Origin of the sequence: Achromobacter sp. Marseille-Q4962 (genome assembly GCF_943737005.1) — a bacterium.
Classification (GTDB): Bacteria; Pseudomonadota; Gammaproteobacteria; order Burkholderiales; family Burkholderiaceae_B; genus Achromobacter.
Genome location: NZ_CALSFU010000002.1, coordinates 157,596 through 179,252 on the forward strand (window position 1 = coordinate 157,596; position 21,657 = coordinate 179,252).

The 21,657-nt window shown below is 68.7% G+C and carries 20 protein-coding genes; 5 read left to right on the plus strand and 15 right to left on the minus strand.

Features of this window, described 5'->3' with window-relative positions; translation table 11 throughout:
- The first annotated feature begins 185 nt into the window (after positions 1 to 185).
- From NGJ44_RS02470 to NGJ44_RS02480, 3 genes are all read left to right on the plus strand, one after another.
- Positions 186 to 548, plus strand: a complete 363-nt coding sequence (locus NGJ44_RS02470) for a cupin domain-containing protein (RefSeq protein WP_251863000.1) — start codon at positions 186 to 188, stop codon at positions 546 to 548.
- Between the two features lie 173 nt (positions 549 to 721).
- Positions 722 to 1,657, plus strand: coding sequence for a Bug family tripartite tricarboxylate transporter substrate binding protein (locus NGJ44_RS02475; RefSeq protein ID WP_502802097.1), 936 nt, complete (start codon positions 722 to 724; stop codon positions 1,655 to 1,657).
- Between the two features lie 153 nt (positions 1,658 to 1,810).
- Positions 1,811 to 2,497: a DMP19 family protein gene (locus NGJ44_RS02480; RefSeq protein ID WP_251863002.1), complete on the plus strand. Its 687-nt coding sequence runs from the start codon at positions 1,811 to 1,813 to the stop codon at positions 2,495 to 2,497.
- Positions 2,498 to 2,603: 106 nt separating this feature from the next.
- Here the strand turns inward: NGJ44_RS02480 and NGJ44_RS02485 are convergent, their stop codons facing one another.
- From NGJ44_RS02485 to gtdA, 5 genes are read right to left on the minus strand one after another with little or no spacing between them, the layout of a single operon-like run.
- Entirely contained in the window at positions 2,604 to 3,596 is a 993-nt protein-coding gene (locus NGJ44_RS02485; protein WP_251863003.1) for a tripartite tricarboxylate transporter substrate binding protein, read from the minus strand.
- Between the two features lie 40 nt (positions 3,597 to 3,636).
- Complete coding sequence (locus NGJ44_RS02490; RefSeq protein WP_251863004.1) at positions 3,637 to 4,842, minus strand: 3-hydroxybenzoate 6-monooxygenase; 1,206 nt, start codon at positions 4,840 to 4,842, stop codon at positions 3,637 to 3,639.
- 29 nt (positions 4,843 to 4,871) lie between these two features.
- Entirely contained in the window at positions 4,872 to 5,510 is a 639-nt protein-coding gene (gene maiA, locus NGJ44_RS02495; RefSeq protein WP_053244341.1) for a maleylacetoacetate isomerase, read from the minus strand.
- Positions 5,510 to 6,211 carry a fumarylacetoacetate hydrolase family protein gene (locus NGJ44_RS02500; protein WP_053244340.1) on the minus strand — a complete coding sequence of 234 codons (702 nt, stop codon included), beginning with the start codon at positions 6,209 to 6,211 and terminating at the stop codon, positions 5,510 to 5,512. The genes maiA and NGJ44_RS02500 overlap by 1 nt, the downstream gene beginning before the upstream one ends.
- A 51-nt stretch (positions 6,212 to 6,262) precedes the next feature.
- Entirely contained in the window at positions 6,263 to 7,318 is a 1,056-nt protein-coding gene (gene gtdA, locus NGJ44_RS02505) for a gentisate 1,2-dioxygenase (protein WP_251863005.1), read from the minus strand.
- A 153-nt stretch (positions 7,319 to 7,471) separates the two neighbouring features.
- Between gtdA and NGJ44_RS02510 the strand changes: the two genes are divergently transcribed.
- Positions 7,472 to 8,419, plus strand: a complete 948-nt coding sequence (locus tag NGJ44_RS02510; RefSeq protein ID WP_053244338.1) for a LysR substrate-binding domain-containing protein — start codon at positions 7,472 to 7,474, stop codon at positions 8,417 to 8,419.
- A 10-nt stretch (positions 8,420 to 8,429) separates the two neighbouring features.
- Here NGJ44_RS02510 and NGJ44_RS02515 read toward each other — a convergent pair whose 3' ends face one another.
- The 7 genes from NGJ44_RS02515 to NGJ44_RS02545 all read right to left on the minus strand — a co-directional run bounded on the left by NGJ44_RS02515 (position 8,430) and on the right by NGJ44_RS02545 (position 17,816).
- Positions 8,430 to 9,536 carry an NAD(P)/FAD-dependent oxidoreductase gene (locus NGJ44_RS02515; protein ID WP_251863006.1) on the minus strand — a complete coding sequence of 369 codons (1,107 nt, stop codon included), beginning with the start codon at positions 9,534 to 9,536 and terminating at the stop codon, positions 8,430 to 8,432.
- Positions 9,533 to 10,882: an NAD(P)/FAD-dependent oxidoreductase gene (locus tag NGJ44_RS02520; protein ID WP_251863007.1), complete on the minus strand. Its 1,350-nt coding sequence runs from the start codon at positions 10,880 to 10,882 to the stop codon at positions 9,533 to 9,535. The genes NGJ44_RS02515 and NGJ44_RS02520 overlap by 4 nt, the downstream gene beginning before the upstream one ends.
- A 44-nt stretch (positions 10,883 to 10,926) precedes the next feature.
- Positions 10,927 to 11,229 (minus strand): (2Fe-2S)-binding protein, encoded by a 303-nt coding sequence (locus NGJ44_RS02525; RefSeq protein ID WP_053244337.1) that lies wholly within the window; start codon positions 11,227 to 11,229, stop codon positions 10,927 to 10,929.
- Positions 11,226 to 12,911, minus strand: a complete 1,686-nt coding sequence (locus NGJ44_RS02530) for a thiamine pyrophosphate-dependent enzyme (RefSeq protein WP_251863008.1) — start codon at positions 12,909 to 12,911, stop codon at positions 11,226 to 11,228. Before NGJ44_RS02530 ends, NGJ44_RS02525 begins: the two co-directional genes overlap by 4 nt.
- Entirely contained in the window at positions 12,908 to 14,644 is a 1,737-nt protein-coding gene (locus NGJ44_RS02535) for a hydantoinase B/oxoprolinase family protein (RefSeq protein ID WP_251863009.1), read from the minus strand. Before NGJ44_RS02535 ends, NGJ44_RS02530 begins: the two co-directional genes overlap by 4 nt.
- An 11-nt stretch (positions 14,645 to 14,655) precedes the next feature.
- Complete coding sequence (locus NGJ44_RS02540; RefSeq protein ID WP_251863010.1) at positions 14,656 to 16,731, minus strand: hydantoinase/oxoprolinase family protein; 2,076 nt, start codon at positions 16,729 to 16,731, stop codon at positions 14,656 to 14,658.
- A 140-nt stretch (positions 16,732 to 16,871) separates the two neighbouring features.
- A complete protein-coding gene (locus tag NGJ44_RS02545; protein ID WP_053244335.1) occupies positions 16,872 to 17,816 on the minus strand; it encodes a LysR family transcriptional regulator in 945 nt (314 codons plus the stop codon).
- 162 nt (positions 17,817 to 17,978) lie between these two features.
- On the opposite strand from NGJ44_RS02545, the gene NGJ44_RS02550 reads away from it, so the two are divergent.
- Positions 17,979 to 18,950, plus strand: coding sequence for a Bug family tripartite tricarboxylate transporter substrate binding protein (locus tag NGJ44_RS02550; RefSeq protein WP_251863011.1), 972 nt, complete (start codon positions 17,979 to 17,981; stop codon positions 18,948 to 18,950).
- Positions 18,951 to 19,066: 116 nt separating this feature from the next.
- Here NGJ44_RS02550 and NGJ44_RS02555 read toward each other — a convergent pair whose 3' ends face one another.
- Genes NGJ44_RS02555 through NGJ44_RS02565 form a run of 3 tightly spaced genes read right to left on the minus strand, consistent with a single transcriptional unit; the run spans position 19,067 to position 21,617 of the window.
- Positions 19,067 to 19,648 (minus strand): amino acid synthesis family protein, encoded by a 582-nt coding sequence (locus NGJ44_RS02555; RefSeq protein WP_053244333.1) that lies wholly within the window; start codon positions 19,646 to 19,648, stop codon positions 19,067 to 19,069.
- Positions 19,649 to 19,685: 37 nt separating this feature from the next.
- Positions 19,686 to 20,657: a Bug family tripartite tricarboxylate transporter substrate binding protein gene (locus NGJ44_RS02560; RefSeq protein WP_251863012.1), complete on the minus strand. Its 972-nt coding sequence runs from the start codon at positions 20,655 to 20,657 to the stop codon at positions 19,686 to 19,688.
- 42 nt (positions 20,658 to 20,699) lie between these two features.
- Entirely contained in the window at positions 20,700 to 21,617 is a 918-nt protein-coding gene (locus NGJ44_RS02565; protein WP_251863013.1) for an NAD(P)-dependent oxidoreductase, read from the minus strand.
- Positions 21,618 to 21,657: the final 40 nt, after the last annotated feature.

Genomic DNA, 21,657 nt, shown 5'->3' on the forward strand with positions numbered 1-21,657 from the left:
AGGCGAGGCGGGAATTCGCGTGGCCGGCCGGCGCCGGATTTCATGACACGTCCAATGAAAAAGCCACGAGAAATCCCGTGGCCTTCGAGTAGCGGACGCCGGCTGGCGTCCGTGCGCACGACATCTCTCAACCCGGGGGGCCGGAGCTTCGTCGCGATTCGAGAGCAATGAACAGAGGCGTCATCATGCGATCCAGCATACTCCCGGGCGCAGGCGTCGTGTCAAGCGCGGCGCAGGCTTTCCGGCATGGCCAGCCACACTTCGACATCGAAGCCGAAACGGTCTTCGAGCACCTGCGCCAGGCCGTCGCGCCGCGGCTGGCCCGCCTGGGAAGCCGGCCCGGCAGCCTGCGCCTGGTCGCCAACCTGGTCGCGCCGGCGCCGGGCATGCGGGCGTTTCCGTTCCATTCCCACCGCGCCAATGACGAGCTGTTCCATGTGCTGTCGGGCACGGGCGAACTGCGCCTGGGCGCGCGGACGCACCCGATCCGCGCGGGCGACTTCATCGCCTGCCCGGCGGCCGGCTATTGGGCGCTGCCGCAAGCGTGAGGCGGCGCGCGGCCCGATATCCAGGCGCTATCAAGCTTCATATTTTTAGTATTAGACAAGCCTTTCTCGCCCGCATAGAGTCGCCTGCAACGATAAGACAGCTCATACCAAAGGAGACATACGTGCAGAATCGCCGCAGAGCGTTAGTGGCCGCGGCCGTGGGAGGCTGCCTGATGAGCGTCACGCTGGCGGGAATGCCCGTGGCGCGGGCGGACACTTTTCCTTCCAGGCCCATCAAGTTCGTCGTGCCCTTCGGGCCGGGCAGCGGCACCGACACCTCGGCGCGCTATTTCGCGCGCAAGCTGCAGGATCTCACCGGCCAGCCGGTCGTGGTCGAGAACAAGCCGGGCGCCAACGGATTCATCGCGGTCAAGAGCGTGCTGGGGGCGCCGGCGGACGGCTACACCGTCTTCATCGGCAGCAATTCCACGCTGGCGGTCAATGCCGCGCTCTTCAAGCAATTGCCCTACGACCCCGTAAGCGACTTCGCGCCGCTGACGATGATGATGCGCTCTCCCGCCATGCTGGCGGTCAAGCCGCAGGCGCCGTATTCGGATCTCAAGGGACTGATCGCGTATGCCCGGTCCAATCCCGGCAAGGTGAATTTCGGCGCGGGATCGGCGGGGTATCAACTGATGGGCGAGCTGCTCAATGACGCCGCCAGCATCCAGGCCGTGCATGTGCCCTTCAAGGGCGCGGCCGAAGCGATCACCGCCGTGGCTTCCGGCACCGTGGACTATGCCTTCGCCGAGGTGACCGCCGTGCAGGAGCTCGCCAGGGACGGGCGGGTGAAAGCCGTGGCGGTGGCCTCCGACCGGCGCGTGCCCACCTCGCCCGACGTGCCCACCGCTTCCGAGGCGGGGCTGCCCGGCTTCGAGGCCTATACCTGGGTGGGCGCCATGGTGAGCGCCAAGACGCCGCCGGCCGAAACCGCCAGGCTCGCCGAGCTCTTCACCTCCGTCTCCAGAATGGACGAGACGCGCCGCTTCTACGAGCGCCTGGGCGCCACGCCCATGACCGGCGGCCCGGCCCAGATGCACGAGTTCCAGAAGAACGAGATCGCGCTATGGAAGCGCATCGTCGAGAAGGCCCACGTGCAGCGGCAATGACGCGCCGGCCCGGCCCTGGGCTACCATCGCGCTTATGCCGAAGCGAAACGAACACAATCCGGGCGGGACGGCCGCCGCCGTGCGGGCCGGCGGCCGCGCGGGCGTCCTGGCCGGCCTGCTCGCCGCCGCCCGCGCGCCGGGAGGGGCCGGCCAGTGACGAAGACCGAACCGGACCCCAACCCCATCGTCGGCGTCAGCTTCGACGACACCCGCATCCTGCTCGCCCTGGCGGACGGACGCGTGCTCGCCACGCCGATCCGGCGCTACATCCGCGTGGCCAAGGCCACGCCCGCCCAGCGCCAGGAATGGACGCTCACGCCCGACGGCCGCGGCCTCAACTGGCCCGCGCTGTGGCCGCCGGCGGACCACGGCATGGTGAGCGCCTGGGAACTCGAGCAGAACGCCCTCTACGATCACGCCCTGGCCCTGCTGCGGCAGGCCGGCTGGAACCTCGCCGCCCTGCCGCGCGACGCGCGCGAACTGGCGGCGCTGTGGCGCCTGGAGGCCGACATCAACAACGGCGGATTCCTGCAGTTCTTCTGCAACTGGGGCGAGCAAACCTGCCAGCTCGCGCTGGACGCCCTGGACCGCATCGGCGCCCGCGCGGCCCGCCGCTGCCTGGGCGACATGGCCGGCGTCATCGCCCGGTACGGCGAAACGAGCGAGCCGGCGGCGCTGCAAGACCTGCCGGGACGGCTCACCGAAGCCGATTCCGAGCGGCTGTACGAGCTCGATCAGGAATTCTGGTCGTACCCGGACAGGCTGGATGTGCTGGTGGTGCGCGAGTATGCGGCGAGGATGCCGCAGGCGATGCCGGGGGCGTCTTCGCCTGCGGCATAAGCGCATCCGGGAAAGGACGGCTGCACGGGCATGATGCCGGGCCGGCAGGCCGTCGGGGAGATCCGCAGGCAAAAGGCGGCCCGCCTTCGGGCCCCTCGATCCAACCTCAATCCAACCGTATCCCCGCGCTCTCGGTCAAGGTCTTGTACGTCTCCGACTTCTGGTCGAGCCGCTTGCGCAGTTCCGCGAGCGGCCAGTCCAGCGGCTCGAAGGCGAAGGTGTCGAAGCGCTTGCGCACGTCGGGGCTGGCGAGCACCCGGGTGATGTCGGCGTGGATCTTGTCGCGGATTTCCGGCGCGATGCCTTTGGGGGCGAGCAGGGAGACGATGGAATTGACGTCGAGCTGGGCGGGGCCGCCGGATTCGGCCACGGTGGGCACGTCGGGGAACTGGGGATGGCGCCTGGGGGCGGCGATGGCGAGGTAGCGCAGTTTGCCGCTGTCGTAGACGGGGCGGGTGGAAGGGATGGTGCCGAACGCCCAGTCCACCTCTCCATTGGCGACGGCGGTGTACAGTTGCGACACCTCTTTGTACGGAACGTGGATCATCTTGGCGCCGGTCAGCGAGGCGAGCCATTCGCCGCCGAGATGGCCGGGGCTGCCCACGAACCACGAACCGTAGGTGAGGCTGTCCTTGCGGGTCTTGGCGGCCCGGATCAGGTCGGCCACGTTCTTCCAGGGCGATTGCTCGCTGACGGCGATCATGAACGGCGTGTAGAAGAGCGGCGCCACCAGGTCGAACTTCTGCAGCGGCACGTAGTGACGCGACTTGTACAGGTGGGGCAGGGCCGAGACGTGTTCGCTGTCGAGCTGCAGCAGCGCATAGCCGTCGGCGGGCAGCTTGGCCACGGCCTCCATGGCGATAAAGCCGCCGCCGCCGGGGCGGTTCTCCACGACCACGGGCTGCTTCCAGACCTTGGCAAGCTCCTGGCTGAGGATGCGGAGCACGACGTCGGGGCCGCTGCCGACCGAGAAGGCGGTGTACAGCGTGACAGGCCGGCTCGGGTAGGCGGGCGCCTGGGCATGGGCGGCGCAGGCCAGGCCGGCGGCGAGCACGGCGGCGGAGGCGGCCAGCAGGGTGCGGCGGGTGCGGGAAATCATGGGTTTGTCTCCTGGTGTCGTTATGGTTTTCCGGCAGGCGTCAAAGACGGGGGCCCTGCATGCAGTTGTCGGCGTTCCACCCGTACAGCCATTGCAGGTTGTCGTAGAAGCGGGATTGCGGCGTGTCTTTCCAGAGCGAGTTGCGCACCGCGCGTTCCACGCCCTTGGCGTGGTAGATGCGGCCCATTTCCCGGGTGGACCACAGCACGCGCGCGCTGCGCGGAATGCGCAGCGATTCGTAGAGCCTGAAGGCCGCGGCCAGGTCGGGCCCGCATTGGCGGATGGACAGCCCCAGCGTGACGGCGTCTTCGAGCGCCATGCAGGCGCCCTGGGCCATGTATTGCGACATAGGATGGGCCGCGTCGCCCAGCAGCGTGATCCGGCCGAAGCTCCACTGCTCCACCGGCTCGCGGTCGGCCGTGGCCCAGCGGCGCCACGAGGTGGGGCGGTCCAGAAGCTGCCGGGGCCGGGCGTGGATGCCTTCGAAGTACGAGAGCACTTCTTCCTTGCTGCCCTCGCGCACGCCCCATTCTTCCTGCCCGCGGCTGTGGAAGGTCACGACCAGGTTGTATTGCTCGCCGCCGCGCAGGGGGTAGTGCACCAGGTGGCAGCGTGGGCCGGCCCACAGTACCGGCGCGTTGATGCGCAGGTCCGCGGGCATGTTGCCGCGCTCGACCACCGCGCGGTAGACCACGTGGCCGGTCACGCGGGGCGGATCGCCGATCAGGTGCTGGCGCACCACCGACTTCACGCCGTCACAGCCGATCAGCACGTCGGCGCGGTAGGCGTTGCCCTCGGCGTCGCGCACCTCGACGTGCCCGCCCGTCTGCGTCACGTCGCGGATCTGCGTGGAGGTGCGAAACGAGATCAGCGGGTCGTTCTGCACGCCTTCCAGGATGGCGCCGTGGATGTCGGCCCGGTGGATGACGGCATAGGGGCCGTTGAAGCGCTCGCGGAAGGCGGGGCCGGTTTCGATGCGCACGAGTTCGGTGTTGTCCACCGCGTCCATCATGATGATGTGGTCGGTGAACACGGCGCGCTGGCGGGCCGGCTGGCCCACGCCCAGCGCGTCGAGCGCGGCGAAGGCGTTGGGGCCGAGCTGAATGCCGGCGCCGATTTCGCCGATGTGCGCGGCCTGTTCCAGCAACTGCACCTGGATGCCTTCGCGCGTGAGCGCCAGGGCGGCGGCCAGGCCGCCGATGCCGCCGCCCACCACGATGGCGCTTTGCGGGCGTGTGCTCGTCATGCGTGTCTCCTTTGGCCGTTATCGGCGCGTCATGCGGTGAAATCGGGCTGGGTGGAGGGCGCGGCCCGCGCGAAGGCGGGCTGGGCCAGGCAGTATTCGTGCACCGCGAGGGCGCGCGGGCAAGCCGAGAGATCGCAGCCCATGCGCAGCGCGTTGGCCATCTGCGGCACCAGGCAGCAGTCGGCCAGCGTGGGCGCTTCTCCGAAGCAGTATGGCCCCGCGCCGTGGCGCGCCAGCAGGTCTTCCACCATGGCCATGCCCTCGCGGATCCAGTGCCGGTACCAGGCGTCTTTCTGGCCGGCGGACACGCCCAGCGCGTCCTGCAGATAGCGCAGCACGCGCAGGTTGTTGACGGGGTGGATGTCGCAGGCGATGGCGTGGCTCAGTTCCAGCACGCGCGCGCGCAGCCGCGCGTCGGCGGGAATCAGGCGCGGCTCGGGATGGCGCGCGTCCAGGTAGTCGATGATGGCCAGCGACTGGCCCAGCGAGAAATCGCCGTCGCGCAGCAGCGGCACCGAGCGCGACGGATTGAGTTCCACATAGTCCGCCTCGCGATGCGCCAGCGTGCGGATGTTCACCCCCTGGTAGTCGTGCGGCAGGCCCTTGAGGGCCAGCGCGATGCGCACGCGGTACGACGTGGAGCTGTTGAAGAAGCTGTAGAGCCGCATCACCGTGTCACCTCGACCTTGAGGGTGCCCAGCCCGTCCACGCCGCCTTCCATGAGATCGCCCGCCGTCACCGGCCCCACGCCTTCGGGCGTGCCGGTGTAGATCAGGTCGCCCGCCTCGAGGCGGAAATAGCGCGACAGATAGGCAATGGTTTCCGCTACCGGCCAGATGAGGTTGTCGATGCCGCTTTGCTGTTTGAGCTGTCCGTTGACCTTGAGCCAGATCGCGGCGCGGCCGATGTCGCCGGCCTCGGCGGCGCGCCGCAGCGGCGCGATGGGCGCGCTGCGGTCGAAGGCTTTGCCCAGCTCCCAGGGCCGTCCGGCTTCGCGCATTTTCATCTGCAGGTCGCGGCGGGTCATGTCCAGGCCGACCGCGTAGCCCCACACGTGCGACAGCGCGTCCTCCACGGCGATGCCGGAGCCGCCCTTGCCGATGGCGGCCACCAGCTCGATCTCGTAATGGTAGTTGGACGTCTCGGCCGGATAGGGCAGGGCCAGCGTCCGGCCTTCGGCCACGGGCACGACGGCGTCGGCCGGCTTGCAGAAGAAGAATGGCGGCTCGCGGTCGGGGTCGAAGCCCATTTCACGCGCATGGGCGGCATAGTTGCGGCCGACGCAGTACACGCGGCGCACGGGGAACAGATCGGCGCTGCCGGCCACGGGGATGCCCACCGGGGCTTGCGGGGGAAAAACATACGACATGAGAGAACTTCCTTGCGGAGGGGAAAACGGAGGAGCGGGCCGCGCGGCGGCTCAGCCTTCGCGCGATTCGCGCCACAGGCCCAGCGCGGCCTGCACCGGGCGGTCGGAATAGCTGAACAGCACGGCGTCGGCCAGCGCGGCGAGCTGCACCGGCATCCAGGAAGGCGCCACGAAGATGTCGCGCGGACCGAAGGCGAATTCCCGGTCGCCGATACGCACCGTTCCGCGGCCTTCCACCACGCTGTACACCGTCGAGTCGGTGCCGCGGTACGTGCGGCCGCGGAATCCGGCCGGCAGCAGCTGCATGAACGTGGCCATGGTCGGCATGGGATAGCCGCCCGTGGCCGGGTTGACGTAGCGCAGCTTGACGCCGTCCCAGGGGTCGAGCTCGCCGTGGCGGTACAGTTGGTCCAGCGCTTCGCGGGTGCGGGCGTAGGGGTAGTTGAAGATCGGCGATGCGCCGGCGCGCGGCGCGTCGTGGCGCACCGGCGCCATGTTGTGGCCATAGCGCGCCATGCTGTCGCCCTCGGGGCGCGTCACCGGCTGCGTGGCGGTCGGATAGTTCTCGGCGAAGCCGGCGTCCAGCGCGCGCACCAGCGGAATGTCCAGGCCGTCCAGCCACACCACGGGTTCGCCGCCGTCGGCAGCCTCGGCGTTGCCATGGTCGTGCCAGGTCCAGGAGGGGGTGATGATGAAGTCGCCCGGGTGCATGGTGGTGCGCTCGCCATTGACCGCCGTATAGGCGCCGCGCCCTTCCACGATGAATCGCAAGGCCGACTGGGTGTGGCGGTGGCTGGGCGCGACCTCGCCCGGCAGAATGAGCTGCAGGCCGGCGTACAGTGTCTGCGTGATGCTGGCCTGGCCCGGCAGCCCGGGATTCTCCAGGACGAGCACGCGGCGCACCGCTTCCTCGGCGCTGATGAGCCGGCCCGAGGCCATGACGTCGGCGCGAAGCTCGTCGTACTTCCAGAGGAACGGCACGCAGCGCGGCGCGGGCGAGGGGGGCACCAGGGTATGCAGCGACTCCCAGAGCGGGCTGAGGTGGCTGGCGGCGATGCGGGCGTAATAGTCCGCGCGGCTCGCCTTGGAGGATTGTCCATCGGCCATGTCTGTCTCCTTTTGTTCGCCGGCGCGCCGGCGGCCGCGGGCGCCTGCCGGTGCGGCGTCCCGTCGATGCAGGCGATTATGGGGAGGCAGATATGCAAAATAAAATGAAATTTATTTATCATTCATACGAAAAATCATATGACTGGAGGAGGTATGGACTGGACGCACCGCTTGCGCCTGCGGCATGTGAAGATGCTGCTCAGCCTGGCGCAGACGCATAACATCAGCCACTCGGCCGTCATGCTCAACACCACGCAGCCCGGCTTGTCCAAGTGGCTGAAAGACCTGGAAGAGGACATCGGCCTGCCTCTGTTCGAGCGCCACGCGCGCGGGCTGGTGCCCACGCCCTATGGCGAGGTGCTGATCGCGCATGCCCAGCGCATCGACGCGCAGCTCGACCGCGCCAGTGGCGACATGGAGGCCCTGCGCGAGGGCGGCAGCGGGCGCGTGGTGATCGGCGCCAGCGGCGTGGCGGCTTCCGATACCGTGCCGCTGGCCATCATGCGCATGCTGGACCGCATGCCCAGGGCGCGCGTCAGCCTGGTCGAGGGCACCACCGACCGCCTGACCGCCCAGCTCGCCCAGGGCGACCTGGACGTGGTGCTGGGCCGGGCGGACCCGGAGTTCAGCGATCCGGCGCTGGACATGGAGGCCCTGTTCTTCGACCCCATCCACCTGGTGGTGCGGCCCCGCCATCCGCTGCTGCGCGCCGACGCCGTGGGCTGGGACGACCTGCATGCGTACCGGTGGATACTCTGGCCGAAGGGCACGCCGGTGCGCAACGCGCTGGACAACGCGCTGGCCGAGGCGGGGCAGGGCATTCCCCGGGACACCATGGAAACCAACTCCGTGACGGCAAACCTCACCCTGCTGAACAACAGCGACATGATAGGCGTGGCCTCCCATCGGGCCGCGCTGCGCCTGACCCAGATGAATGTCATCCGCATCCTGCCCGTGCGGCTCTCCGGCTTCGGCGCGGTGGCCATGTACCGGAGCAAAGACGCCTTCATGTCGCGCGCCGTGCTGCTGGCGATGGACTGCCTGCGCGAGGTGGTGGCGGAGTACGGCGCAGACCGGACCGCCGGGCGCGCGGCGGGCTAGGGCGACGCTTTCAGCCCCAGCGGCCGGGGCAGAATCGTTCGGCCATCGCCAGGCCGCCGCGGCCGGTGACCATATCGGCGAGCGCTTCTCCCACGGCGGGCGCGATCTGAAAGCCGCCGCCGGAAAAGCCGAAGGCGTGCAGCAGGCGAGGCACGTTGCGGCTGAAGCCGATGACCGGATTCTTGTCAGCAAAGTAGCCTTCGATGCCGGACCAGCAGCGGATGACGCTGGCGCAAGCCAGCGCCGGCAGGACCGCGGGAGCCGTGCGCCCGAGTTCCGAGAGCGCGGCTCGGCCGGGCCGCGAGCGATCCCCGGGCAGGGCGACCCCGTATCCGCCTCCCATGACGACATTGCCGCGCGCAACTTGCCGGGCATAGAAGCCTCCGCCTTCCACGCCGAGCGAAACCCCGATCTGCGGCGTCAGCGGTTCGGTGACCAGCATCGTGGGGTATTTGACCTGCAGCGGCAGATGGTCGGAGAACCAGGCGGCGACGGCCGCGCCCCAGGCGCCGGCCGCATTGATCAGGATCTCCGACCGTATCCGCCGGCCGTCGGCAGCGGAGAGCAGGAAATCCCCGCCTTGTGTGTCGGCGTGCTGGATGGCGCAGTTTTCCAGTACGTGCGCGCCGGCGTGCGCGGCGGCGCGCGCGAACGCGGGAGCCACGAGGCGCGGATTGGCCTGGCCGTCCTCCGGGCAGAGCGAGCCGCCGGCAATATCGCTTCCCAACGCGGGAAAACGGCGGCGCAGCGACGCGCCGTCGATGATCTCCAGGCCGAGATCGAAATCGCGGACCTTGTCCCGATACGCCGCCAGCTTTTCCAGGTCGGCTTGCGAGCGCGCCAGTTTCAGGTGGCCGGAGCGGACATATTCTCCGTCGGTGCCGATGATCTCGGGCAGGCGCGCCCAGATGCCGTGGGCCCGCTGCGCGAGATGAAGCTGCTCGGGCGACCTGCCCTGGCGGCGCACGCCGCCGAAATTGACGCCGCTGGCGCGCGCTCCGCACTGTCCGCGCTCGATCAGGGCCGTGGCCACGCCGGCCCGGCGCAGCGCCAGGGCGGCGCTGGCGCCCACCAGGCCGCCTCCGAGAATGGCGACCTCCACATGCAAGGCGTTCATGGCGCGGCCTCGCCCAGGCTGGCCAGCGCCAAAGGCTTGACGGGGGCCTGGCCGCGCAGCCGGCCGATTTTCGACAATGGCACTTCGCGGCAGCAAGCCAGCAGCTCGGCCGCGCCGGCCTGGCACATGCGCCCCTGGCACAACCCCATGCCGATACGCGTCAACGCCTTGAGCCGATTGAGATCGTCGATGTCATATTGACGGGCGGCGGCGCGCAAAGCGCCGGCGCGAATTTCCTCGCAGCGGCAGACGATGACCTCGTCGCCACAGGACGCCTCGGCCGGCGGCAGCGCGAAGGCGCGGTCCATGCCTTGCCGGAAACGCGCCAGGCTGCGCTGATGGCGCGCCAGCGCGCGTACACGCGCGCCGTCAACGGCGATGCCATGGTCGGTGAGCATGGCCAGCGCGGCGCGCTCGCCCGCCAGTTCGGCAAATGCCGCGCCGGCGATGCCCGCGCCGTCGCCCGCGAGGTAGACGCCCGCCACCGTGCTGCGGCCTTCCGCATCCCGCCTGGGCAGCCAGGCGCGCTGCGCGTCGTCGAAATCGAACGCGCAGTCCAGCAGGTCGGCCAATTGCGTTTCCGATCTCAGGCCATGTCCGACCGCCAGGACGTCGCAGGCGAATTCGACCGCGGCCCCCTCGACGATGGCCCGGACCGTCTCGACCCGTCCGGCCCCCAGCGCGGCATCGATCCGCGCAGCGTGAAACACCGGAATCCCTCGGGCGCGCAGCCAACCGAGGTAGTACAGGCCCTTGGCCAGCGTGCCGGCCTGGTTCATCAGCGCGGGCAGCGCCTTGGCCTGCGAGGCCCTCGACCCGTAGTCCAGCACGGCCTGGACCCGGCCTCCGGCGCGGGCATATTGATAGGCCACCAGATAGAGCAAGGGGCCGGACCCGGCGAAAAGGATGCGAGGCCCGAGCAGGCAGTGCTGGCCCTTCAGGGCGATCTGCGCGCCTCCCAGCGAGTAGACGCCCGGCAGCGTCCAGCCGGCAAAGGGCAGCACCCGGTCTGTGGCGCCGGTGGCCAACAGCAGGTGCGTATAGGGCAGCGTATCGATCTCCCCTTCGCGCACGAGATCCAGCAGGCCCGGGGAGGCATTCCACACCGCCGTGCAGGGCCGATAGTCGGCCTGTGCGGCGAGTTCCGCTCCCGCGGCGTGTATGGATCGCGCTTTTCTCCACTCGAAGCCGTAGCGCTCGCGCGCGCTGCCGCGGGCGATGGCGCCCTGGCGATAGATCTGGCCGCCGGGCAGGGGGGCTTCGTCGATGACGGTAGGCCGTACACCGTAGCGCAGCAGCGTTTGCGCGGCGCGCACGCCGGCCGGGCCGGCGCCCACTATCACCATATGCGGCTCCTGTGGCCGTGCCGGCATGTCCGGGCCTGGCGCGTTCATGTGCATGGAATCTCTCCCGGTTGTGCGCTGACCAGTTCCATGCCGTCCCGGGCCAGCGTGGAGCAGGCGCGCAGGCGCTTTCCCGCCGCGGTCTGGACCCAGCAATCCTGGCAGGCGCCCATGAGGCAGAAACCGGCGCGCGGCGCTCCTTCGCCCAGCGTCAGCCGCGGACGTTCGCCGGCCAGCAACAAGGCGGTCAACACGGTATCGCCCTCATGCGCCCGCAGAGGCCGTCCGTTCCAGGTGAGCTGCAGGACGCGGGCGGAGGGAACGCGCACGCGGCGCATCAGCGGTTTCATGCGGCGGCGCCCGTTTGCCGCATTTGCGACAGCGTGCGGTCCGGCAGGATGATGTCGGCGTCGTAGCGCAGGTCGAGCAGGGCCGGCATGGCGTGTTCCTTGGCGTGGGCCAGGGCCGCGTCATAAGCGGGCGCGAAGTCCTCCGTGCGCGTGACGGTTGCCCCGAATGCGCCATAGCTGCGCGCCAGCAGGGCGAAATCCGGGTTGACCAGTGCCGTGCCGAGCGCCCGGCCGGGGTAGGCACGTTCCTGGTGCATGCGGATGGTGCCGAACAGCCCATTGTTGAAGACCAGGACGACGATGCCCAGCCGATACTGCACGGCCGTGGCGAATTCCTGCATGGTCATCTGGAAGCAGCCGTCGCCCGCGAAGCAGATCACCGTCGAATCGCGATCATGCAGCTTGGCGGAAATAGCCGCCGGCAGCCCATAGCCCATGGCGCCGACCGCGGGCGCCAGTTGACTGCCCAGCCCTTTGAAGGCGATGTGCCGGTGCGCATACAGCGCATAGTTGCCGGCACCCACGGTAACGCAGGCTCGCTCGGGCAGTGTGGCGGCGACGTGGCGGGCCGCCGCGTTCAGATCCAGCGGGCCCGGCGTGGGCGGCAGCGCCGGCGGCGAGGGCGCCGCCTGCGCGCCGGGACGGCGCGGATGCCAGCCCGGGCCGGGCGCCAGCTCGACGGCCGCCTCGGCAAAGCCGTCCATGGTGGAGACGATGCCGAGATCGGGCGCGCACACGCGCCCGATCTCGTTGGCGTCGGGATGAATATGAACCAGCGTCTGGCGAGGCTGGGGAGAGGCCAGCCATTCGTAGTTGATCGTGGTCGGCTCGCACAGGCGCGTGCCCAGGGCGATGACCAGATCGCTCTCCATGACGGCCCGCTTCTGGTGCGCGGGCATGCTGGCGCTGACCTGGCCCACGAAGTTGGGATGGTCGTTGTCGAACAGCTCCAGGCGCCGCCACGCCGTCGCCACCGGCAGGTCGAAACGCAAGGCGAAGTCGCGCACGCCCGCGCGCGCGGCCGCCGACCAGCGGGGCCCGCCCAGCAACAGCAGCGGGCGCTCGGCCGCTTCGATCATTTCGCGCAGCCGTTGCAGGTCCGGCGCGACCGGCCTTGCGCGCGGCGGGCAGGGCAACGCGGCAAGCGGAGCTTCGGTGTCCCGGGCCAGCATGTCCTCGGGCAGCGCCAGCACGACGGGGCCGGGGCGGCCGGCGGTGGCGATGCTCCAGGCGCGGGCCAGGTATTCGGGAATGCGGTCCGCACGCTCGATCTGGGCGGCCCATTTCGCCAGCGGGGCGTACATGGCGCGATAATCCACCTCCTGAAAGCACTGGCGGTCGGCGGTGTCGCCGCCGACCTGGCCGATGAACAGGATCATGGGCGTGGAGTCTTCCCGCGCAGTGTGTACCCCGATTGCGGCGTTGGCGGCTCCCGGGCCGCGCGACACGAAGCAGATGCCCGGCTGGCCGCTCAGCTTGCCATGCGCTTCGGCCATGTAGGCCGCGCCGCCCTCCTGGCGGCAGACCACGGTTTCGATAGTCTCCCGGCGGGAATGAAGCGCGTCGATGCAGGGCAGGAAGCTCTCGCCCGGGACCATGAAGACGCGCTTGACGCCATAGGCTTCGAGCTGCGCGACCAGCAGCTCGCCGCCGCTGCGGCTGCCTGCGTCTCGCCCGGTCATGCCGCCGCTCCTTGCAAGGCGCGTGCCACTTTCTCCGCGCCGTAGTCGCGTTCCGCGGCGGCGCGGCTCACCTTGCCGCCGCCGACGTCGCGCCGGATGGCTTCCGGATCGCGGTCGGCGGGCGCGCCGTACCCCCCGCCGCCCGGCGTTTCGAGGCGCACCGACTGGCCGGAGGGCAGCGGATGGCCGGAGATCTTGTTGGGCAGGCGCTGCGCATCGGGCCGGCCGGGGTTCTGCACGACATGCGACGTGCGTCCCGCCAGGCCGCCGTTCAGGCCGGCCGCGCCGAACAGGGCGGCATCGCACCGGATCGAGCAGCTCAGCTGATCGTGCAGCGAGCGAATCTGGCGCGCGATGCCCATGCCGCCGCGATGGCGGCCGGCACCACCGCTGTCGGCGACCAGCGCATATTCCTCGACCAGCAGGGGGTACTCGATCTCCAGCGCCTCCGCGGGAAGGTTGGACGTGTTGGTGACGTGCACCTGGATGCCGTCCATGCCGTCACCCTGCGCCCGTCCGCCCGCGCCGCCGCCCAGGGTTTCCAGGTACACGAACGTGCCCTTGCCGTCGCGCAGCGGGCCGGAGAAAAGCATGGAGGGCATGACGTCGTTGCAGGACGCCATGGCGCGTTCGGGCGGAAGCAGCTGGCCCAGGGCGCCGATCACCGTGCCGGCCACGCGCTGCGCGGTCGTTACCCGCGCGCCCACCGCGGCCGGAAACCGCGGATTGGCAATCGTGCCTTCCGGAGCGGTGATCGTGATGGGCTGGAACATGCCGTTGTTGGGCATGAGTTCCGGGTCCAGCATGGCTTTCACCGCGAAGTAGACGCTGGCCTGCAGGGCGCTGGCGGGAAGATTGAAAGCGCCGCGCGCCTGTTTGCCCGTGCCGGTGAAGTCGACGTGGAGCTGGCCGTCCCGGGCGTGCACATTGGCCTGGATGACCACCGGATCGCCGCCCATGCCGTCGTCGTCCATCTTCTCCGTGAACGATACGGTGCCGGAGGGCAACTGGGCAATGCGGTGGCGCAGCCGGCGCTCGGTGTATCGCAGAATGCTCTCAATGGCATTGAGCACGGTCCGCAGGCCCGACTGTCCGACCAGGTCGAGGATCAGCCTGGCGCCTTTGTCGTTGGTTGCTATCTGGGCGCGGATGTCGTGCATCCGGTTGTCCGGCTCGCGGGTGTTGTGCGCGATCATCTCCAGCAGATCCAGGTCCAACTCGCCTTCGCGCACGATGCGCATGGCGGGCAGGCGGATGCCTTCTTCCCAGACGGTCTTCAGGTGATGCGACGTTGAACCCGGCACCGCGCCGCCCACGTCGGTATGGTGGCCGATGTTCGCGGCGAAAAAGCGCAGTTCGCCTTCGCAGAACACGGGCGTTACCACCGTGATGTCCGGCGCGTGAGTGCCGCCGGCCAGGTAGGCGTCGTTGCACAGGAAGGCATCGCCCGGGCGTATCCCGGCGTTGCCGTAGCGTCGCAGCACGGCCTCGATGCCTCCGGAGAGCGAGCCCAGATGCACGGGGACGTGCGCAGCCTGGGAAACCAGGCGGCCGGCGGCATCGAACAGCGCCACCGAGCAGTCCTTGCGTTCTTTGATGTTGCTGGAGAAGGACGAGCGGATCAGCGTGTTGCCCATCTCTTCGGTAATGGACAGCAGGCGGTTGCTGAAGACCTCCATTTCAATGGGGTCGAACATGTCCGCGTCGGCGTGAGAGGTCGGTCGGGTGGCCATGGCGGTACGCCCTACAGGTTGAGGTTGACGATGAGGTTGCCGTACTGATCTACGCGCGCCTGCTGTCCCGGCAGGACAACGGTGGTCGAGCTCATTTCCTCGATCACGGCCGGGCCGTCCACGGGCGCATCCACGGGCAGGTGGGCGCGCCGGTAGACCGGCGTGTCTGTCCATCCTGCCGCCTCGAAATAGACCTTGCGCCGTTCTTTGACCGCATCGGAAAGGCTGGCGCCTCCGGCGACGCGGGCCAGCGGGGCGCGGGGCACCAGCCCCACGGCCCGCACGCGCAGATTCACGATCTCCACCGCGCGGTCGGCGGCGTCGTAGCCGTATTCGCGCACGTGAGCGGCGCTGAATGCGGCGATGAAGTCGTCCAGCGCCATGAGCCGCATGCCATCCAGCGGCACGGGGATTTCGAAGTTCTGCCCCTGGTAGCGTGCGTCGATGACGGCCGACAGGCGTTGCGCGCTCTCAGCCACGCCTTCGCTGTCCAGCCAGGCGCGCGCCTTGTCCGCAAGGCTGCCCAGGGTTTTCCGGACGACTGCCCACCCCGCTGGCTTCGCATGGGCCATCAGCGTCTGTACGAAGTCCATCGAGATGTCGGAAAGCAGAATGCCGCGCGCGCACATGGTGCCCGGCTCCTGCGGGATCAGCAATGCGCCGATGCCGCAGTCGCTGGCCAGTTCGGCCGCGTGCAAGCCGCCCGCCCCGCCGAAGGCGCAGAGTACGAACTTGCGGATATCGTGTCCCCGCTCCGTCGAGACGGCGCGCACGGCGCGCGCCATGTTCGAATTGGCGATGCGCAGAATGCCGAAGGCGGCCTCTTCGATGCTCAGGCCCAGCGGGCCGGCGATCTGCGCCTGCATTGCCGCGCGCGCGCGCTCGGCATGGACGGCCATGCGGCCTTCCAGCAGAGCAACGGGATTCAGGCGGCCCAGCACGACGTGCGCATCGGTAAGCGTCACCTGCGCGCCGCCGCGGTCATAGGCTATGGGGCCGGGCACCGCGCCGGCGCTCTGGGGACCGACCTTGAGCGCGCCTGCGTCGTCGATGCGGGCGATGCTGCCGCCGCCCGCGCCAATGACGTGCACATCCACCATCTGGGTCTTGACCGGATAATCGGCCACCAGCCGGCTCGACGTGAACAGCGGCTGCAACGCCGCGACCAGGGAAACGTCCGTGCTGGTGCCTCCCACGTCGAAGGTGATCAGGTTGGGAAAACCTGCCGCGCGCCCCAGCTCGGCGGCCCCGATCACGCCGGCGGCGGGCCCCGATACGCAGGTTCGGACCGGGGCCGAGAGAACGGATTCGACCGACATCAATCCGCCATTGGAATGCACCGTGGCCGGCTGCGTCGCGACGCCCATGTCTTTTACGGAATTCACGAGATTCCGCATATAGGCCGCCATCCGCGGGCCGACATAGGCGTTCAGCGCCGTCGTGGACATGCGTTCGTATTCGCGGAACTCTGGGAGGATTTCGCTGGATACGCTCAGGTAGATGCCAGGGAGATGTTCGGCCAGAATGTCCCGCGTCCGGCGCTCATGGGCATTGTTGCGATAGCTGTGCATGAAGCAGATGGAAACCGACTCCACCCGCGCTGCGGCCAGCTCGCGCGCGACGGCCACGACTTCGTCCTCGTCGAGCGGTTGCAGCACCGAGCCGTCGGCGGCAATGCGTTCGGTGATTTCGAAGCGCCATTCGCGGGGGGCGAGCGGCTCCGGCTTGACGACGTTGTAGTCGTACAGATGGGGCCGGGTCTGCCGGCCGATTTCCAGCACGTCGCGAAAACCGCGGGTGGTCACCAGCGCGGTGCGCGAGCCCCGGCGCTCGATCACCATGTTGGTCGCGACCGTGGTGCCGTGGCCCACGTGAACCAGCTCGGAACCGTCTATGGCGTGCTCGCGCATCAGGTGGGCCAGACCTGCCTGGATGGCTTCGGAAGGATCATGCGGCGTGGAGGGCACCTTGAAATAGTGCAGTTCGCCGGTATGTTCGGCCAGCAGTGTGAAGTCGGTGAACGTGCCTCCCACGTCGAAGCCGACGCGAAAGCGGCGGCCGCCCGGGGCGGTTGCGGTATGGGTCACAAGGGTCTCCAGGATGCTGGCGCGCACTGCGCCGGAAGTGGAATGACCCGAATGCTATCGACGCCCCGTCATACGGTCCAATCAAAGATTGGTATCAGTTGTTATCATGGATATGAATGACGAAGCCGGGCTTTCTTCTCCTAGTACGCATGGGGTTCGGGCCGCGCCGTCTGGTCGAACACCATGCCTTGCGCTTTGCATACCTTGAGGATTTCCTCCCGCAGCCAGCGATGCGCGGGCAGGTTGTCGGAACGTTCGTGCCAAATGAGGTTGACGGTGCGAGGCACGAAAGGAAAAGGCGCTTCGACCGCTTCCAGCAGGTGGCTGTACGGGCTGTTGCGCACCGTGTTGACCGGCACCACGCAGATCAGGTCCGTTTCGGCCAGCAGTCGCGGCGCAAGCGCGAATTGGTTGATCGTAAGCACGACATTGCGCTTGTACCCGTGCGCGGCCAGCTCGTGATCGATGAGCGCCGGCGTGCCGAGCAGGCTGACCATGAGATGGCGCGCGCGCAGGAAGCTGTCCAGCGTGAAGCGGGGCTGCGCCAGCAGCGGATGGCCCTTGCGCATGGCGCAGACATAGGTCAGGGTCTCGAGCGGCAGCGTGCGCAGCGAAGACCCGAAATTCGAGTACACGCCCGCCGCCATGTCGACCTCGCCTTTTTCCAGGAGCAGGCCGGCGTTGTCCAGCGAGTAGGGATGCAGGTGGATGCGGACATTGGGCGCCACTTCCTGCTGTTCGACGAAGAGCGGGCGTATGACCTGGTCGGCCACATAGTCCGACATGGCGAGCCGGAACACGGCTTCGGAGCGGGCAGGGTCGAACTCGTTGCGCTCCAGCGTGTCCGAGATGCGCGCGAGGGCGTCCCGGATGGGCGGCCACAGCAATTCGGCGCGTTGCGTGGGCAGCACGCCGCCCGGCACCTTGACGAACAGCGGGTCTTTCAAGGTGAGCCGCAGGCGATTGATGGCATTGCTTACGGCGGGTTGCGTCATGTGCAGGGCCGCGGCGGCGCGCGTCACGTTCCGCTCCGTCATGACGGCATCGAAAATGCGCAGCAGGTTCAGATCCATGGCGGCGAGCATGCGGATTTCCTGTTATCAGTTGTGGTGATGACGATTCATTTTAATTGTTGATTGGCCATATAACGCCAGGCCGCTTAACCTTGCCCACGTTCCAGCGCGGTTCCAGAGCGCGGTCCAGTGCCCGCAGTTCAAGTTTTCCATACCAACCGGGGGAATCCATTGATGGTCAAGAACCTGAAGTTTCTGGCCGCCGCCTGCGTGGCGGCCCTGGCTGCCGCGCAGGCGGCGGCCGCGGACAATTTTCCCAGCAAGCCGATCACCATCGTTCTGCCCTACGCCACGGGCGGCTCGGCGGACATGCTGGCCCGTTTCGCGGCCCAGGGGCTGCAAAGCGAGCTGGGCCAACCGGCGATCGTGGAGGCCAAGCCCGGCGCGGGCGGCGTGCTGGGCACCGAGTACGTCGCCAGGGCGGAGCCCGACGGCTACACGCTGGTGCTGACCGCCAGCGGCACGATGGCGGTCAACCCCTATGTCTACAAGCTGCGCTACAAGCCCTTGGAGGATTTCAAGCAGATCACCGTGCTTGTCGATCTGCCTTTCGTGGTGGTCACCAACAATGAGTTCCCCGGAAAGAACCTGAAGGAGTTCATCGATTACGGTCGCCAGCATCCCAATGGCATCACCTTCGGCAATGCGGGCCTGGGCACGCAGCAGCATCTGACGCAGCTCATGTTCGCGCGTGCCGCCGGCATCCAGGTGAACATCGTTCCTTACAAGGGCAGCAGCCCGGCCATGAACGATCTGCTGGGCGGGCACATCAACGCCGTGCTGGACAATACCGGCGTGCAAACGCCGTTCATCAAGGCCGGAAAAGTGCGGCCGTTGTTCGTCACCAACCCGGAGCGGGTGGCTGCCCTGCCTGACGTGCCTACGGCCTCCGAAGCGGGCTTGCCCGGCTTTTCAGCCGTCGCCTGGTTCGGTCTTGCCGCGCCCAAAGGCACGCCGGACGCGGTCGTGGAGAAGATCCAGCAGGCCGTGGCCCGCGAATTCGCCAAGCCTGAAATGAAGCGCCGCCTGCTGGATCTGGCCATGATTCCGCGTGTGTCCACGCCGGCGGAAGCCACGGCTCGCGTCAAGGACGATCTGCAGGCATTCGGCAAGATCGCCAAGGAAGTCGATCTCAAGCCGATGTGAGCAAGCTTGCGGCGCGCCGGTCCTGTGCGCCGCCGCTCTCACCCGAACACCCTGCACACAGGACTCGCGCAGGGCGTCGCGTCGCCGGCCGGAGCGAGCCGGCCCGCTGCCGGGCCTCAGCGCTGTCCGTCGTGCACCGACACCGCTTCCTTGGTGAGCCCGCCCAGGCGCGAATGCACGCGGCCTCCGGTGCCCATGACGAGCGCGAAAAGGATTTCGTTGGCGCGGGGGGCGTCCTGGATGCCGATTTCGATACTGTTGAAGTGGCTGCGCACGTAGGAGGCATGGATGTAGTGCACCGGCACCATCATGCGGTAGCCGGCCACGGCCACGGCCTTGACGGCCGGCACCATGGCCCTGGGCTCGCCCAGCACGCTGCGCATGGCCCAGCCGCCGGCTTCGTGCCAGACCGCGCCGTGTTCCATCTCGCCGTCCAGGCCCACGATGGCGGCTTTGCTGTAGACCTCGATGTTCTCTTTGCCGCCCAGGGTTTCGACCAGCTCGGTGGCCAGCAGCGTGCCCAGGCTGCGCAGCTCGGCCATGAAGGGCATCAGGTCGGGCTCGTAGCGGCCGGCGTAGGGGTTGCGGATCACCGCGCACGAGGCGGCGAGCCTGAGGGGTTTTTCGGGGGGCGGGCCGTTCTCGTGGAACGTGGTTTCGACGATGAGGCAGCGCTTGCGGATATCGATCAGCGACATGGACGGGATTCCTGGTTCGGGAGAGTCGGGAAGAGGGTTATTGCGGCGGGATGCCGGTTTCCTTGACGATGGCGGCCCACTTGCCGATTTCGGCGCGCACGAAGGCGCCGAACTCGGCCGGGCTCTGGGTCTTGACCGTGAGGCCCTGGCGCGCGTAGGTCTGCCTGAGCTCGTCGCTGCCCAGCGCCTTGTCCAGCGAGCGGGACAGGCGGTCCTGCACCGGCTGCGGCAGGCCGGCCGGGCCCATCAGGCCGAACCACACGGTGAGGTCGAAGCCGGGGGCGCCGGTTTCGTTGAGCGTGGGAATGTCGGGCGCGAGCGCAAAGCGCTCCGGCGTGCTGACGCCATACGCCTTGACCTTGCCGGCGCGGGCCTGCTGCAGGCCGTTGGCGAGATCGGTGAACGTGAGGTCCACGGTGCCGCCGATCACGTCGGTGAGCGCCTGCGGGCCGCCGCGGTAGGGAACGGGCGTGACCTCGATATGCCCCATGGCCGCGAGCTTGGCGCCGAAGACCTGGGCGCTGCCCGAGCCGTAGGCGTAGGTCAGCTTGCCGGGATGCCGGGCGCCGTAGGCGTACAGGTCGGACACCTTGGTGCCGGGCATGCGCGGCGAGCCCACCAGCAGGTACGGGGTTTCGGCCACCGCGCCGATGGGCGAGAGATCCTTGGCGGGATCGTAAGGCAGGTCTTTGAACAGGCTCACGCCGCTGGCCGCCGTGGAAACGCCCACCACCACCAGGGTGTAGCCGTCGGGCCTGGCCCTGGCCACATCGTGCGTGCCGATGATGCCGTTGGCGCCCGGCTTGTTCTCCACCACCACGGGCTGGCCCAGGTCGTCGGCCATGGCCTTGCCCAGGCTGCGGGCCACGACGTCGGTGATGCTGCCGGGCGGAAAGGGAACCACCATGCGGATGGGGTGGTCGGGGTAGGTCGTGGCCTGGGCGGCGCCGGCCAGCAGGGCGGCGCCCAGGCCGAGCGCCAGCCTGAGCGCGGCGGCGGTGTGCTTCATGGCTTGTCTCCTGTCTGATGTCGTTATGGGCGTCGCCGGCGCTCAGGCCGGCGCGGGAGCGTTCAGCCGCTCCAGGTAGCGGTGGATTTCGGTGTTGTCGGCGCCGGCCGGCATCTCCTCGCGGGCGCGCTGCCACAGCTCGGCGCACAGCGACAGCTGCGCGGCGGACACGCCAGCCAGGGACTGCAGCGCATTGGCGGTGCGCAGGTCCTTGGCCATCAGCGCGAGGGAGAAGCCGCCGTTGTAGCTGCCCGGCACGATGAACTGGCGCAGCTTGGTTTCGGTGGCCACGTTGCGGCCGCTGGACGCGTTGAGCACGTCGGTGAACACGTCCAGGTCCAGGTCCATGCGCCGGGCGATCAGCAGGGCCTCGCTGGCGGCGAGCAGCCCGGCGGCGTAGACATAGTTGTTGAGCGCCTTCATGGCGTGCGCCGATCCCGTCGCGCCGGTGCGGATGAGCGAGGCGCCCATGCGGGACAGTATCGGGCGCACGCGCTCCAGGTCGTCGGCTTCCGCGCCCACCATGATGGCCAGCGTGCCGGCGGCGGCCTTGGCCACCGCGCCGGAAACCGGGGCGTCGATCAGCGTAAGGCCGGCCTGCCGCAGGCGCGGCGCCAGGCGCAGCGTTTCGGCGGGGTTGGACGAGCCCATGTCGAGCAGCACCGAGCCCGGCTTGAGCAGCGCCGCCAGCCCGGGCCGCCCCGGCTCGCCTTCGATCACCGCGCTGGTGACGGTGCTGTCGGGCAGCATCGTGATGACCACGTCGCACCCGGCCAGGTCCTGCAGGCCCGCCGCCGGGCGCAGGGTCTTGTTCCAGGCGGGGTGCGCCGCCAGGCGCGCCAGCCGCGCGGGATCCCGGTCATAGGCCAGGATGCCGAAGCCGTCCCCGCCGCCGGCGAGGTTCTCGAGCATCGGCAGGCCCATCATGCCCAGGCCGATAAAACCTATGTTCATCTTCATGCTTTTCCTTTATCGACTCGACCTGAAAGTTGCGCCAGGC